General features: G+C 44.6%; 14 protein-coding genes. 12 read left to right on the top strand and 2 right to left on the bottom strand.

Translation table 11 applies throughout. The annotated features are described in order from the left end of the window. Nucleotides 1–60: 60 nt before the first annotated feature. Nucleotides 61–1005 (bottom strand): ribonuclease HIII, encoded by a 945-nt coding sequence (gene rnhC / locus M1K46_RS12755; protein WP_256226263.1) that lies wholly within the window; start codon nucleotides 1003–1005, stop codon nucleotides 61–63. 141 nt (nucleotides 1006–1146) lie between these two features. On the opposite strand from rnhC, the gene zapA reads away from it, so the two are divergent. The 5 genes from zapA to M1K46_RS12730 all read left to right on the top strand — a co-directional run bounded on the left by zapA (nucleotide 1147) and on the right by M1K46_RS12730 (nucleotide 6581). Beyond that, on the top strand, nucleotides 1147–1428 hold the full coding sequence (zapA, locus tag M1K46_RS12750) for a cell division protein ZapA (protein WP_139223356.1): 282 nt from the start codon (nucleotides 1147–1149) through the stop codon (nucleotides 1426–1428). Continuing rightward, the gene (locus M1K46_RS12745) at nucleotides 1429–1968 is read left to right on the top strand and encodes a CvpA family protein (RefSeq protein WP_091004043.1); all 540 of its coding nucleotides are present in this window, start codon (nucleotides 1429–1431) and stop codon (nucleotides 1966–1968) included. Nucleotides 1969–2050: 82 nt separating this feature from the next. Continuing rightward, the gene (polX, locus tag M1K46_RS12740; RefSeq protein WP_256226262.1) at nucleotides 2051–3772 is read left to right on the top strand and encodes a DNA polymerase/3'-5' exonuclease PolX; all 1722 of its coding nucleotides are present in this window, start codon (nucleotides 2051–2053) and stop codon (nucleotides 3770–3772) included. A gap of 27 nt (nucleotides 3773–3799) precedes the next feature. Then, nucleotides 3800–6163 carry an endonuclease MutS2 gene (locus tag M1K46_RS12735; protein ID WP_256226261.1) on the top strand — a complete coding sequence of 788 codons (2364 nt, stop codon included), beginning with the start codon at nucleotides 3800–3802 and terminating at the stop codon, nucleotides 6161–6163. A gap of 13 nt (nucleotides 6164–6176) precedes the next feature. After that, the gene (locus M1K46_RS12730) at nucleotides 6177–6581 is read left to right on the top strand and encodes a DUF350 domain-containing protein (RefSeq protein WP_053357627.1); all 405 of its coding nucleotides are present in this window, start codon (nucleotides 6177–6179) and stop codon (nucleotides 6579–6581) included. A 346-nt stretch (nucleotides 6582–6927) separates the two neighbouring features. Here M1K46_RS12730 and M1K46_RS12725 read toward each other — a convergent pair whose 3' ends face one another. Then, nucleotides 6928–7095, bottom strand: coding sequence for a DUF6254 family protein (locus M1K46_RS12725; protein WP_175501797.1), 168 nt, complete (start codon nucleotides 7093–7095; stop codon nucleotides 6928–6930). A gap of 189 nt (nucleotides 7096–7284) precedes the next feature. Here M1K46_RS12725 and M1K46_RS12720 point away from each other — a divergent pair, with 189 nt between their 5' ends. The 7 genes from M1K46_RS12720 to trxA all read left to right on the top strand — a co-directional run bounded on the left by M1K46_RS12720 (nucleotide 7285) and on the right by trxA (nucleotide 13689). Further along, nucleotides 7285–8976: a long-chain-fatty-acid--CoA ligase gene (locus tag M1K46_RS12720; RefSeq protein WP_309144588.1), complete on the top strand. Its 1692-nt coding sequence runs from the start codon at nucleotides 7285–7287 to the stop codon at nucleotides 8974–8976. A 145-nt stretch (nucleotides 8977–9121) separates the two neighbouring features. After that, nucleotides 9122–9730: a TetR/AcrR family transcriptional regulator gene (locus tag M1K46_RS12715; RefSeq protein WP_256226260.1), complete on the top strand. Its 609-nt coding sequence runs from the start codon at nucleotides 9122–9124 to the stop codon at nucleotides 9728–9730. 23 nt (nucleotides 9731–9753) lie between these two features. Then, nucleotides 9754–10524: an enoyl-CoA hydratase gene (locus M1K46_RS12710; RefSeq protein ID WP_256226259.1), complete on the top strand. Its 771-nt coding sequence runs from the start codon at nucleotides 9754–9756 to the stop codon at nucleotides 10522–10524. 292 nt (nucleotides 10525–10816) lie between these two features. Next, nucleotides 10817–11587, top strand: coding sequence for an electron transfer flavoprotein subunit beta/FixA family protein (locus M1K46_RS12705; protein WP_053357631.1), 771 nt, complete (start codon nucleotides 10817–10819; stop codon nucleotides 11585–11587). A gap of 13 nt (nucleotides 11588–11600) precedes the next feature. Beyond that, a complete protein-coding gene (locus M1K46_RS12700) occupies nucleotides 11601–12578 on the top strand; it encodes an electron transfer flavoprotein subunit alpha/FixB family protein (RefSeq protein WP_053357632.1) in 978 nt (325 codons plus the stop codon). 56 nt (nucleotides 12579–12634) lie between these two features. Then, nucleotides 12635–13258, top strand: coding sequence for a histidine phosphatase family protein (locus M1K46_RS12695; protein ID WP_231689224.1), 624 nt, complete (start codon nucleotides 12635–12637; stop codon nucleotides 13256–13258). A 119-nt stretch (nucleotides 13259–13377) separates the two neighbouring features. Further along, nucleotides 13378–13689, top strand: coding sequence for a thioredoxin (trxA, locus tag M1K46_RS12690; RefSeq protein WP_053357633.1), 312 nt, complete (start codon nucleotides 13378–13380; stop codon nucleotides 13687–13689). Nucleotides 13690–13861: the final 172 nt, after the last annotated feature.

Raw genomic sequence — 13861 nt, 5'->3', positions numbered from 1 at the left:
AGCCAAATAGAAACCCGCATGTCTCTCTTGGGACTGCGGGTTTTGTTATGAAAATAAAGTTTAGCTCCGCTTGCCGTTTGCTAGATTGAGTGCTTTTTTTGTGTTGGCGAAATGAATCTTTGCGATGTCAGTCAGATAATCTGCACCATACTTGCGGATCATTTCCGCTGCTTTTACATCCACTTTGCTGCCGGCGCCTTTCGGGATCTCAATGCCTGTTTTAGCACTGATTTTATCCATCTCTTTAATAAAAGCATAGCGGGCGAGAATGGATGAGGCGGCCACGGACAGATGAAGCGATTCGCCTTTTGTAGCAAAGAACACTTTGTCTTTTACGATGTTTCCCTCTCTTGAGAGATAATTATAATAAACACCCGGCTCGCAGAACTGATCGATCAATATACCGTCCACGTGGAAGTCTTTTGTTTTTTCCAGCATGTTAAGAAGAGCTTTATTATGCAGAAGAGCTTTCATTTTTCCTTGGCTCATCCCTTTTGCCTGAAGTTCATTGTACCTACTGTTGGGAAGGACGAGCAGGCTGTAAGGGATGGTATGCAGAAGGTCCTTGGCGATGGATACGATCTGTTTGTCGTTCAGAAACTTTGAATCCTTTACTCCAAGTTCTTTTAGCAGTTCAAGCTGTGCCGCTGGAACATAGGAGGCCACGACGGTAATCGGGCCAAAGTAATCTCCCGTTCCCACTTCATCGCTTCCAATAAGAGAGAGTGTACTCACGTTTTCGGGAGGAGCAAAGGCATGGGGCGGCTTTGCTTTAGCTGGTTTCGGAGAAGCTGCGGGTGGAGGAGAACCCCATTTTCCAGCCTCGATTTCAGCTGTCTTTCCCTGAAAAAGAACCTTGCCTGATTTATAGGCCGTTACCGTGCAGCCTGCAGGCTTAGCCGTAAATATGCTGCCAGGCGGGGAAGAAGGCTGGATGTATGCTTGGTAAGCTTCCTTCATTTTATTGATCTCTTGGGATGTTACTTTTAATACAGTATTTGCCATCTTCATGTTCCTTTTCTTTCGTTTTATTTTTTAGTAGAATTTGGATAAAATGATAGCTGGTTTTAGAACAAATATTTTCATAACCGTTCGCTTTCTGTTAAGATAATGATTAGAGTTCATAGCTTTTTTGCAAGTGGAACTATGATTGGAGGTAATCTCGTGGCGGAAGACAATATGAAAGCAAGGACCATTGTAGAAATCTTTGGTCAAAAATACACAGTAATAGGAACTGAGACTTCCAGCCACATTCGTTCGGTAGCTGCTATGGTTGACGAAAAGATGCGGGATATCCAGCAATATAATGCAGTATTGGATACGAAACAGCTTGCCGTTCTGACAGCTGTTAATCTGATGAACGAATACTTAAAGACTAAAGAAGAGCTGGAAAAATTGCAACAGCAGATTAGGAAAGAGGATAAATAAATGCTAGATATTATTTTAATTGTTATATTGATTGCCGGTTTTTTTATCGGACTGAAACGAGGTTTGGTCATGCAGGTTGTCCATCTCGTTGGGTTTATAGCGGCTTACGTCGTGGCTTATCTATATTTTGACGACTTGGCGCCTCATTTAAAATTGTGGATTCCATATCCTTCGATCGGTAATGACAGCCCGATGTCAACGATACTGAGCAGCATTTCCTTAGAGGATGTATACTATCGTGCCATCGCCTTTGCTCTCTTGTTCTTCGGAACGAAGATCATCTTGCAGATCGTAGGAAACATGCTTAACTTTATTGCTGACCTGCCGCTGCTCCGCACGGTAAACCGCTGGCTCGGAGGAGTCCTGGGATTTATCGAAGTTTATCTGATTTTATTCTTATTGCTATATGTCGCTTCGTTGATTCCGTCTGGTTCCATCCATACGGCTTACCAGGATTCCTTTATCGGACAGGGAATGGTTGAAAATACTCCAGTATTCTCTGAAACGATTAAAGATTTATGGTCAAAAAATATGGGGTAAAACTTCTCTTTAACAGAGAAGTTTTTTTACCGTCCATAGTAATCGGCAATGCGGTACAAGTTTTGTGAAAGTGGGTGTTCATTTGAATAAGAAGCAGGTTGTTAATGTCCTTGAAATGATCGCCGTTTATTTAGAGATCAAAGGCGAGAACTCCTTTAAAACTTCGGCTTACCGAAGAGCGGCTCAAGCGTTGGAATCGGATGACCGGAACATGGAGCAGATCGGGGATCCGTCCAAATTAAAAGGAATTGGAAAAGGGACGGCTACTGTCATTACTGAACTTCTTGAGACAGGCAAATCATCGCTGCTTGAAGAATTGCAGGCAGCGGTTCCTTCAGGCCTTCTGACCATGCTCGACATACCGGGGCTTGGCGGGAAAAAAATTGCGAAGCTTTATCAGGAGCTCGGAGTAACGGACATCAAGGGCCTTAAAGAAGCGTGTGAAAAAGAAAAAGTTAGAGGTCTCGCAGGGTTCGGAACAAAAACAGAAGAGAAAATACTGGCAGCGATCGAGGAACTCGGTAAGCGCCCTGAACGGCTTCCGATTGCATTTATGCTTCCGGTCGCAGAAAAAATTGAAGAACAGCTGAAAGATATAAAAGGTATTCTGAAGTTTTCCTTGGCAGGCAGCCTCCGCCGTTTTCGTGAGACGATCAAGGATCTGGATTTTATTCTCGCAGTTTCCGATGCGGCTAAAGTGAAAAAACAGCTCGTCCAGCTGGAAGGCGTTACGGATATCATCGCAAAAGGAGATACAAAAGTTTCACTCCAATTTCATTATGATTATCCCGTTTCAGTCGATTTCAGGCTCGTATCCCAAGAGCAGTATGCCTCTGCCTTGCATCATTTTACCGGTTCCATGGAACATAACGTGAAGATGAGGCAGCTGGCGAAAGAACGCAATGAAAAAATCAGCGAATATGGTGTTGAAAATACAGAAACAGGTGAGATAACGACCTTTTCCACTGAAGAAGAATTCTATGGACACTTTGGACTTCAGTGGATTCCGCCGGAAGTGCGTGAGGGCGGGGATGAACTTGAAAAGTTTCGTGAACCTCAGCGGCTGATTGAACAGGAGGATATCCAAGGAGATCTGCATATGCACTCCACATGGAGCGACGGGGCCAACACGATTGAAGAAATGGCAGAAGCAGCAAGGGAAAAAGGATACTCGTTCATGGCAATTACCGATCATTCTCAGTATTTAAGGGTAGCCAACGGCCTTACAGCAGAGCGGCTTCGTGAGCAGCGGAAAGAGATTGACAGGCTGAACGGGAAATATAGTGATTTTAAAATTCTGGCAGGCGTTGAGATGGACATTCTGCCGGATGGAACACTCGATTTTGATGACGACCTCCTGGCCGAAATGGACCTTGTGATCGCCTCCATCCATTCATCTTTTTCTCAAAACAGAGAGACGATCATGAAGAGGATGAAGACAGCGCTCAAAAGCCATCATGTGGATATTATTGCCCATCCGACGGGAAGAATTATCGGAAGGCGTCCCGGGTATGATGTTGATTTGGAGATGCTCATCGATGTAGCAGCTGAAACCAATACAGCCCTTGAACTGAACGCTCATCCGAGCCGGCTCGATCTGGCCCCTGAATGGCTTAAGAAAGCACAGGATAAAGGTGTAAAAATCACGATCAATACGGATGCCCATTACCGTGATACTCTGGGGCATATGGACATAGGAGTTTCTGTGGCGAGAAAGGGCTATATTCGCCGGGAAAACGTCCTGAACGCAATGACACTTGATGAGTTAACTTCCTTTTTAAAACGAAATGATAAAAAAGAATAGAACGTCTCCTGGGAGGAGGAACTAATTTTGCAAGAACGAGTACTTCGAGTCTTAGAATATACAAAAATCATTGAGCAGTTAAAAAAACACGCAAGTTCAAGTCTGGGCAAACAAAAGGTTGAACAGCTTCAGCCTTCTGTAAATTTTGCCGAGATCAGCCATTGGCAGGACAGCACAGATGAAGGTGCAAAAGTCCTCCGGTTAAAAGGGCAGGCACCGCTTGGCGGAATACGAGATATCCGTGCAAGCCTGAAGAGGTCGCAGATCGGCGGGCTGCTGAATACGGATGAACTTCTCGATATTGCGACTACAATATATGGCGGAAGGCGCTTTAAGCGGTTTACAGAGGGAATGGCGGAGGATGGAATTGAACTGCCGATCCTTGACAGCCTTGTTGCGCAGATTGAACCGTTGATTGAACTGGAGCAGGAGATTAAAGCTTGCATAGACGACAACGGCCATGTTATGGACAGTGCCAGTCCGGCTTTGCGTACAATTAGAAGCCAGCTGCGCACGTTCGAGGCTAGAGTGCGTGAGAAATTGGAAAGTATGGTCCGTTCCTCGAGCTATCAAAAAATGCTATCCGATGCGATCATCACGATTCGAAATGACCGCTTCGTGCTGCCTGTTAAACAGGAATACCGCGGCAGCTTTGGTGGTATGGTGCATGACCAGTCCTCTTCAGGAGCCACACTCTTTATTGAGCCTCAAGCTGTCGTTGCGATCAATAATCAGCTGAAAGATGCGAAAGCTAAAGAAGCAAGAGAGATTGAAAAGATTTTAAAAGAACTTTCATTGCTGGTCGGGGAATCAGCTGAAGCCTTAGCCCATAATGTGAAGATTCTGGCAGAGATTGATTTTATTTTTGCAAAAGCGCAGTACAGCCGTGAACTGAAGGCGACGAAACCAATCATGAACGACAGAGAATACATCTCTCTCCGTAAAGCGAGGCATCCGCTCATCGATCAGGACGCTGTAGTACCAATCGATGTGGAGCTTGGCGGTGCTTTTCAATCATTGATCATTACCGGTCCCAATACAGGGGGTAAAACGGTTACTTTAAAAACGATCGGCCTGTTATCGTTAATGGCCCAATCCGGACTTCAGGTTCCTGCAGAAGAAGAGTCTGAGATGACGGTGTTTGAAGCCATTCATGCCGACATCGGTGATGAGCAATCGATTGAACAGTCATTAAGTACGTTCTCCTCTCATATGGTGAACATTGTCGATATCCTGAAAACAGTGAATTTTAAAAGCCTGGTTCTGTTTGATGAACTTGGAGCTGGAACTGATCCGCAGGAAGGAGCGGCACTTGCTATCTCCATCCTTGATTATGTGTTTGAACGGGGAGCGAAAGTAATCGCAACCACCCACTACAGTGAGTTGAAGGCTTATGCTTATAACCGCGATGGCGTCATCAATGCGAGCGTTGAATTTAACGTGGAGACGCTGCGGCCGACCTACAAACTGCTGATCGGAGTTCCGGGCAGAAGCAACGCCTTTGAGATTTCCAGACGCCTCGGTTTGGAGCCCTCCATTATTGATGAAGCCAAATCGCAAATCAGTGATGAGGACAACAAGATTGATAACATGATCCGTTCGCTTGAGGATAACCAAAAGCGTGCAGAAGAAGAACGGGAGAATGCCATTAAAATCAGGCAGGAAGCCGAACAGCTAAAAGCTGAGCTGGAAGCAGAACTTCAGCATCTGGAGCGGGATCGTGACCGATTGCTTGAAGAAGCGGAGCGAAAAGCGGAAGAAGCTGTAGCGAATGCACGAAGGACCGCTGAAGAAGTCATTAAAGAACTTAAAGAATATCAGAAAGAAGCGGGCAATGTGAAGGAACACCGATTGATCGATGCCCGTAAAAAGCTGGAGGAAGCAACGCCTGCTCTTCGGTCGAAGAAGAAAAAGGCAGCAGCTTCCAAACCGAAATCTGCTTCGTTTAAACCAGGCGATGAAGTGAAAGTGCTGAGTTTCGGCCAAAAAGGCCATATTATCAATAAAGTCAGCAACAACGAATATCAGGTACAAATCGGTATTTTAAAAATGAACGTATCACTCAGCGACCTTGAATTGATCAAACAGACGAAAGAGAAAAAACCAGAGCCGAAATCGTTTGTAAAAGTACAGGGAAGCGATGACTCGGTCCGTCCTGAACTTGATCTCCGCGGCAAGCGGTATGAGGATGCGATGCTAGAAGTGGATAAGTATTTGGATGAAGCGATGTTAGCCGGATATCCTCAAGTTTCTATTATTCATGGGAAAGGAACCGGTGCTCTGCGCTCCGGTGTTCAGCAGCTGCTCAAATCACATCCCAACGTTAAATCGACACGCATGGGAGCGGCAAATGAAGGTGGAAGCGGCATAACCGTTGCGCTATTAAAATAATTGGAGGTTAGAGATGGACGTATCCCACAATCCGTTTATCCAAACGGCGGCATATTACAGCGTAGTCGTACTGTTCCTCGTTATTTTTCTGGCAGTATTTGAAATGGTCACCCGGTATGAGAACTGGGTGGAGATTAAAAAAGGCAACCTGGCCGTAGCGATGGCAACCGGAGGGAAAATATTCGGCATCGCCAATATTTTTCGCTATTCCATCGCACAGAACGATTCACTTCCTCAGATGATGGCTTGGGGTCTGTTCGGATTTGTTCTGCTTCTTGCCGGTTATTTTATCTTTGAATTTTTAACCCCGAGATTTAACATTGATGAAGAGATTGAAAACGATAATCGCGCAGTGGGCCTGATCTCCATGGTCATATCCATTGGCCTGTCGTTCGTGATCGGTTCAGGAATTGAATAGGAGTGAAGCATCAATGGATACGTTATGGAAAGTTTTATTCATTTGCAGCGGAATTTTTATTCTTTTCGGCATCGTTTATTTACTTTTCTTATCATAATGGAATGGAATTGAATGAAAGCTGCATTTCTGCTGCTTTTTAGCAAAAAACCAGCCTCTAGGCTGGTTTTTTGTATGTTTTTTTAAAGTGGCAGTGGAAATACCCGCGAAAATGAGGCATTTACCCGCCGTAATAAAGAAAATACTGTCCAAAATAAAAATTTACTCGCCAAACGAACATTTTACCCGCCAAAACATGATTATAGTAAACCGTGCGGGATCGAAGGAAAGCGAAACCTGCCGATGTTACTCAGTATTCGATTTCATCATAATCTGCTGGCTGTGCGGTCAGCTGATTGGTGTCTTTCATGCCGATTTCACTCGAGATTTCCTGCTGTGATTTGATTTTGCCATGTGGATTCTGTGTTTCTTTACCGGCTTTCAAAGCCCCATCTCTTCTCGCTTTTGAATGAGTCATACTGTTCCCTCCTTTGCTTTATTGTTTAGTATGCAGCGGGAAAAACTGCATCATCCCCGCAAAAAAGTGCCAAAAGCACTATAAAATTTTTAATTTTAAAAAAAATATATTAAATTGAATGCGTTTTCATTTATAATGAAGTATGAGAGAGTTTTTTTAAGAAAGGCGTGAATTAAGGAGGAGATAAAAGTGGAAAGAAGATGGCTTAACCATTATCCACCAGAAATCCCCAGTGAGGTTGAGTATAAAGAACAACCTTTATTCACGTATTTAGAAGAAGCAGCTACTAAAAACCCAGAAAAGGTTGCTCTTCATTTTTTAGGTAAAGAAATGTCGTATCAACAGCTTTACGAAAGTGCTGTCCGGTTTTCCAACGGACTGTCTGCACTAGGAATCGGCAAGGGCGACCGGGTGGCGATTATGCTGCCGAACTGTCCGCAGGCGGTTATTGCTTATTATGGCATCCTTCTCGCTGGAGGAATCGTGGTCCAGACCAATCCCCTTTATACGGAACGAGAACTGAGCCATCAGCTGGAGGACAGCGGGGCAGCGGCTATCGTTTGTCTGGATCAGCTCTTTTCGAGGGTAGCTGCTGTAAAAGAATTGACACAGCTGAAGCATGTGATTGTGACGGGCATTAAAGATTATTTGCCATTTCCAAAAAATGTGCTCTATCCGTTTGTTCAGAAAAAACAAAAGCCATTTACGGTGGTTGATGTTCAGTATGGCGGAAGTGTCCACTCGTTTAAAGAACTGATCAGCAAAAGCGAAAACCGGCGAATCCCTGTTGACGTCCACCCAAAAGAGGATGTGGCATTGCTGCAGTATACAGGAGGAACGACTGGCCCTGCAAAAGGTGTGATGCTGACACATGCTAATTTGGTCGTCAATTCGAAACAATGCAGCATCTGGATTTATAAGCACCGGGTTGGAGAAGAAGTTGTGCTGGCTGCATTGCCTTTTTTCCATGTGTATGGCATGACGGTTGTGATGAATCAGGCGATCATGACACAGGCAAAACTGATCATCCTTCCGCGTTTTGATCCGAAACAAGTACTGCAGACGATCCATAAACAGCGTCCAACATTGTTCCCTGGCGCACCGACCATGTATATTGCGTTGCTGAACCATCCTGATTTGATGAAGTATGACCTTTCTTCCATCCAGGCTTGCATCAGTGGTTCTGCACCGCTCCCGATGGAAGTTCAGCAGAAGTTCCAGTCGATCATCTCTGGAACTCTTGTGGAAGGCTATGGCCTCACAGAAGCTTCACCTGTAACGCATGCCAATCTGATCTATGGAAAGCAGATTAAAGGAAGTATCGGTCTTCCGTGGCCGAATACGGAAGCGGCCATCTATTCCACCGAGCGCGGAGAGTTTGCGGAAATTGGGGAAGTTGGCGAGTTATTGGTGCGGGGGCCTCAGGTGATGAAAGGGTATTGGAATCAGCCGGAGGAAACAGCTGCTGTTTTTAAAAATGACTGGCTCATGACCGGTGATATGGGATATATGGATGAGAATGGATATTTTTATATCGTGGACCGGAAGAAAGATTTGATCATTGCAGGAGGATATAATATATATCCCCGCGAAATTGAAGAAGTTCTTTATGAGCATGAAGCGGTAAAGGAAGCCGTCGTTGTTGGTATCCCGGATCCGTACCGCGGTGAAACTGTAAAAGCTTTTGTCGTGTTGAAAGAGAACGCCGTTTGTACGGAGGATCAGCTTAACAAATATTGCAGAGAAAACCTTGCTGCCTTTAAGGTACCAAGGGTGTATGAATTTAGAAGCGAGCTTCCAAAAACGATGGTCGGAAAAATTTTAAGAAGAGTTTTATTGGAGGAAGAGAAAGCGAAAGAGCGGGAAACACAAGAGATATAGGGACCTTTTTTAAAAAGGTCCTTGTTTTTTTGTTAAAACAAAGGAATAATAGAATTGACAGAAAAAAACGACTTGTTTTACAATTAAATTATGAATGAACAATCATTCAGTTTACAGTAGCTCGTTTTGAAGTGAGGAGATTATCGTGAAACGTAAAGGCCCAAAGTACGACAAAATAATTGATGCCGCGGTTAGTGTTATTGCAGTTCATGGGTATCATCAGTCCCAAGTGTCTAAAATTGCAAAGCAGGCGTCTGTAGCAGATGGGACGATCTATCTCTATTTTAAAAATAAAGAGGATCTGCTTGTTTCTGTTTTTAATGAAAAAATGGGAACCTTTATCGAAAGAACGGGGAACGAGCTGAAAAGCAAAGGGTCGGCGATTGAAAAACTGTTAACCCTGATTGAAATGCATTTTTGCCTGTTGGATGCTGACCACCAGCTTTCTATCGTAACACAGCTGGAACTTCGGCAGACTAACAGGGCGTTAAGGGCAAAGATTGGGGAAGTGCTTAAACGATATTTATCCCTGATCGACCTCATCCTGAAAGAAGGGATGGATGAAAGGGCTTTTGACAAGAACATGGATACCCGGCTGGCACGACAGATGATTTTTGGAACCATTGATGAAACCGCCACAAACTGGGTTATGAATGATCATAGGTATGATTTGCCGTCACTTGCTCAGCCTGTACATCGAATGCTTGTTAATGGTTTAAGCAACAATGCAGGGGCTATCCCCGCGCAAGAATAGATTCAACTAAGGAGTGTGAGAGAGTGGGATTTTTACAGGTTCAAAAAGAGAATAAAATAGCCACAATTCAACTGAATCGTCCACCGGCGAACGCGTTGTCCACCCAGCTGATCCGCGAATTGTCCGCGGTCTTTGAAGAACTGGAGAATGACAGCGAAACAAAAGTCATCCTGATCAAAGGTGAAGGCCGGTTCTTTTCGGCTGGAGCAGATATTAAAGAATTTACAACGATTGAAAATGAAGCCGATTTTGCTGATTTGGGGGCTTTTGGACAGCAGCTCTTTGACCGAATGGAAAATTATCCAAAGCTGATTATCGCAGCTATTCACGGTGCAGCACTGGGCGGGGGACTTGAACTTGCGATGGCCTGCCATATCCGGCTCGTTTCCAGTGAAGCCAAGCTTGGCTTGCCGGAACTGCAGCTTGGATTGATTCCAGGTTTTGCTGGGACACAAAGACTTCCAAGATACGTAGGAACTGCTAAAGCGGCCGAAATGCTCGTTACTTCTGACCCGATTACCGGAGAGGAAGCAGTGAAATGGGGGTTAGCAACTGCCGCTTATCCTGATGCAGAGCTTTTTGAAAAGGCTTACAGCCTGGCGTCGAAAGCGGCAGCGAAGAGTTCCTTGTCCATTCGCTACACCCTCGAGCTTTTGCTGTATGCGGCTCGTGGACAGTACAGCGAGGGGGCAAAGAAAGAATCCGAGTATTTCGGAAAAGTCTTCGTTTCTGAGGATGGACAAGAAGGAGTTCAAGCCTTTGTTGAAAAAAGGCAGCCGAATTTTAAAAACTAAGGCTCTTTTTTCATTGACAAGTTGATTGGAGTGCAAGGTGCGAGACTCCTCGAAAATGAATTTCACATTTTCTTCGTGCGATATAACGCTGCCGAAGCCTTCCTTGTCCTGCAGGAGAAGCGGGATAAGTGAGACCCACAGGCGCATACGCTGAGGAGGTAGGTGCTTGCGCCGGTAAGGCTCACCGCGGGCCCCGCGGAAAGCGAGCATCCTGAAACGGAAATCAACTACTCCTAAGAGCAACAAAGGTTACGAAAACAGCCAAAACTAAAAAATAGTTGGAGGGATTAGCATGAATCTTTATGTAATCTTAAAACGTACATTTGATACCGAAGAAAAGATCAGCATTTCTAACGGACAGATTTCTCATGATAGTGCCGAGTATATCATTAATCCTTATGATGAATATGCGATTGAAGAAGCGATTACCCTTCGCGATGCTCATGGCGGTGAAGTGACGGTTGTAACCGTAGGAACCGAAGAGTCAGAAAAAGAACTTCGTACAGCGTTGGCTATGGGTGCAGACAAAGCCGTTTTAATTGATAACGAAGATCTTGAGAGCTCCGACCAATATACAACATCTGCAGTGCTGGCTGAGTTTTTCAAGGATAAAGAATATGATCTAATCCTTGGAGGAAACGTTGCGATTGATAACGGTTCCGGACAAGTCGGGCCGCGTTTGGCTGAACTATTGGGAATCCCGCAAGTCACAACCATTACGAAAATTGAAATCAATGGAACGGACGTAGCGATTGAGCGTGATGTGGAAGGAGACGTTGAGAAAATTGAAACGAAGCTTCCTTTGCTCGTCACAGCTCAGCAAGGTTTGAACGAACCTCGCTATCCATCGTTGCCAGGGATCATGAAAGCAAAGAAAAAGCCTCTTGAAACACTCGAAATCGATGATCTAGATATCGATGAAGAAGATGTTGAAGCAAAAACAAAGACCGTTGAAGTATTCTTGCCGCCTAAAAAAGAAGCTGGAAAAATTTTAAGCGGAGAAGTCAACGACCAAGTGAAAGAATTAGTTTCATTACTACGCTCAGAAGCAAAAGTGATATAAGGAGGAATGCTACATGTCTAAAAAAGTTCTTGTACTTGCGGAAGTCCGTGACGGTGAATTAAGAAATGTATCCTACGAGGCCATTGGTGCCGCTAAGGAAATTTCCTCTGGCGGTGAAGTGGTTGCCGTGCTTTGCGGCGAAGGTTTAAATGAAGCGGGACAGTCTTTAGTCCATTATGGAGCAGACCGAGTCATTCTTGCTGAGCACAGCCTGCTATCAACGTATTCTACAGACGGATACGTTCAGGCATTGCTTCAAGTCATCGGCCAGGAGAAGCCTGACGGATTGGTATTAGGCCACACAGCCCTTGGTAAGGATCTTTCACCAAGACTTGCTGCACGCCTTCAATCGGGTTTGATTTCAGACGTAACCTCTCTTGAACAAGCAGGAGACAATGTTGTTTTTACTCGTCCAATCTACTCCGGGAAAGCGTTCGAGAAAAAAGTAATTACGGACGGTCTTGTATTTGTAACCATCCGTCCGAACAATATTGCTCCGCTTGAAAAAGACGAAAGCCGTTCTGGAGATGTGTCTTCTCTAGCGGTTGATGTGAAGGATCTGCGCACCATTGTTAAAGATGTTGTCCGCAAAGCTTCTACAGGCGTTGATTTATCTGAAGCAAAAATTATCGTTGCCGGAGGACGCGGTGTGAAATCCGAGGATGGATTCAAACCGCTTCAAGAATTGGCTGATGTGCTTGGTGCTGCAGTCGGTGCATCCCGCGGTGCGTGTGATGCCGATTATTGTGACTACTCTCTTCAAATCGGACAAACAGGAAAAGTTGTTACACCTGACCTTTACATTGCCTGCGGAATTTCCGGAGCGATCCAGCATTTAGCGGGTATGTCCAATTCCAAAGTTATTGTTGCGATCAACAAAGATCCGGAAGCAAGCATCTTTTCTGTTGCAGACTACGGCATCGTAGGAGATCTGTTCGAAGTTGTCCCGTTGCTTACGGAAGAATTTAAGAATGTTTTAGTTAAATCATAAAAGATTTGGCTGGGCTGGCTGACAAAGCCGGCCTCTTTTTATACAATGAGTCCATCATGAATGATGAAAAATACGAAAGAAATGAGTGGACGCTGGTGACAACAATTGCTTTTGTAAGGCATGGCGTAACCGATTGGAACGCTGAGAGAAGAATTCAGGGCATCATGGATATTCCATTAAATGTAGAAGGGCGTGCACAGGCTGCGGCATTAGCCAAAAGGTTCGGGAAAGAACATTGGGATATGGTCTTTACTAGCCAGCTGGCACGTGCCCGTGAAACAGGCTCAATCATCGGAGAGGTACTCGGGTTTCCGATTCATACCGACAAGCGAATCCAGGAGGTTAACTTTGGCAGGCTGGAAGGTACGGATGAGCAGGCCCGTATAAAACGGTGGGGAGCTGACTGGAGTACCCTGGAACATGGAAAAGAGAAAAAAGAACAGGTATTAAAAAGAGGAAACGAATTTCTTGAAGAGCTGACACAGCATCAACAGGGCAAAAAAATCATCGTGGTCAGCCACGGCGCTTTCATCGGCACCATGCTAAAAGGCCTGCTGGCAAGCGATGAGTATGATGTTTCACTCGTTAATACGTCAGTGAGTATATTACATCATGTGGAGCGGCAGTGGGCATGTTCCCTCTTTAATTGTGATGTGCATTTGAAGCAGCCACACGGTTAATTATTTGGTTTGATTAAAGTGCAAGTTGGGAACGATAAATCTTGAGCAAACAAATAGATGTAAATTAGGTTTGATGATATACTCTTTTTACACGATGAAACTAAGGAGGCAATTTTAATATGGCAATCGTAAATGCAACTGATCAAACGTTCAGTCAAGAAACTAGTGAAGGTCTAGTACTTGCTGATTTTTGGGCACCTTGGTGCGGACCTTGTAAAATGATCGCGCCGGTTCTAGAAGAACTAGCAAGCGAAAATGAAGACTTAAAAGTAGTTAAACTTGACGTAGATGAAAACCAAGAAGTAGCCGGAAAATACGGAGTAATGAGCATCCCTACATTGATCGTTTTCAAAGACGGCGAAGTTGTTGACCAAGTCGTAGGTTTTCAGCCGAAAGAAGCGCTTGGCGAGCTTTTAAACAAACACAAATAATAACGAACATAATTAAGGCTGGCCTCTAATGGCTGGCCTTTTTTTGTATTAAAGTTTGGTACTGGATTTTCGTATACAAGGTTCCGCCACACAGCGTGTTGCTTGGTAAGGGTTTCTGCGCTTGCCGGGAATAAAACTACCGTTTCAGATTTTGTATTTTAACTGCCAAAAA

The sequence above is a fragment of the Fictibacillus sp. WQ 8-8 genome (assembly GCF_024494405.1).
Taxonomy (GTDB): Bacteria; Bacillota; Bacilli; order Bacillales; family Fictibacillaceae; genus Fictibacillus_C; species Fictibacillus_C marinisediminis.
This window is presented reverse-complemented; position numbering and strand designations above follow the sequence as displayed.

Coding starts and splice junctions, on each gene's coding strand:
- rnhC (WP_256226263.1), bottom strand. CDS start 1,005: ATGGCAAATACTGTATTAAAAGTAACATCCCAAGAGATCAATAAAATG.
- zapA (WP_139223356.1), top strand. CDS start 1,147: ATGATTGGAGGTAATCTCGTGGCGGAAGACAATATGAAAGCAAGGACC.
- M1K46_RS12745 (WP_091004043.1), top strand. CDS start 1,429: ATGCTAGATATTATTTTAATTGTTATATTGATTGCCGGTTTTTTTATC.
- M1K46_RS12730 (WP_053357627.1), top strand. CDS start 6,177: ATGGACGTATCCCACAATCCGTTTATCCAAACGGCGGCATATTACAGC.
- M1K46_RS12725 (WP_175501797.1), bottom strand. CDS start 7,095: ATGACTCATTCAAAAGCGAGAAGAGATGGGGCTTTGAAAGCCGGTAAA.
- M1K46_RS12705 (WP_053357631.1), top strand. CDS start 10,817: ATGAATCTTTATGTAATCTTAAAACGTACATTTGATACCGAAGAAAAG.
- M1K46_RS12700 (WP_053357632.1), top strand. CDS start 11,601: ATGTCTAAAAAAGTTCTTGTACTTGCGGAAGTCCGTGACGGTGAATTA.
- M1K46_RS12695 (WP_231689224.1), top strand. CDS start 12,635: ATGAATGATGAAAAATACGAAAGAAATGAGTGGACGCTGGTGACAACA.
- trxA (WP_053357633.1), top strand. CDS start 13,378: ATGGCAATCGTAAATGCAACTGATCAAACGTTCAGTCAAGAAACTAGT.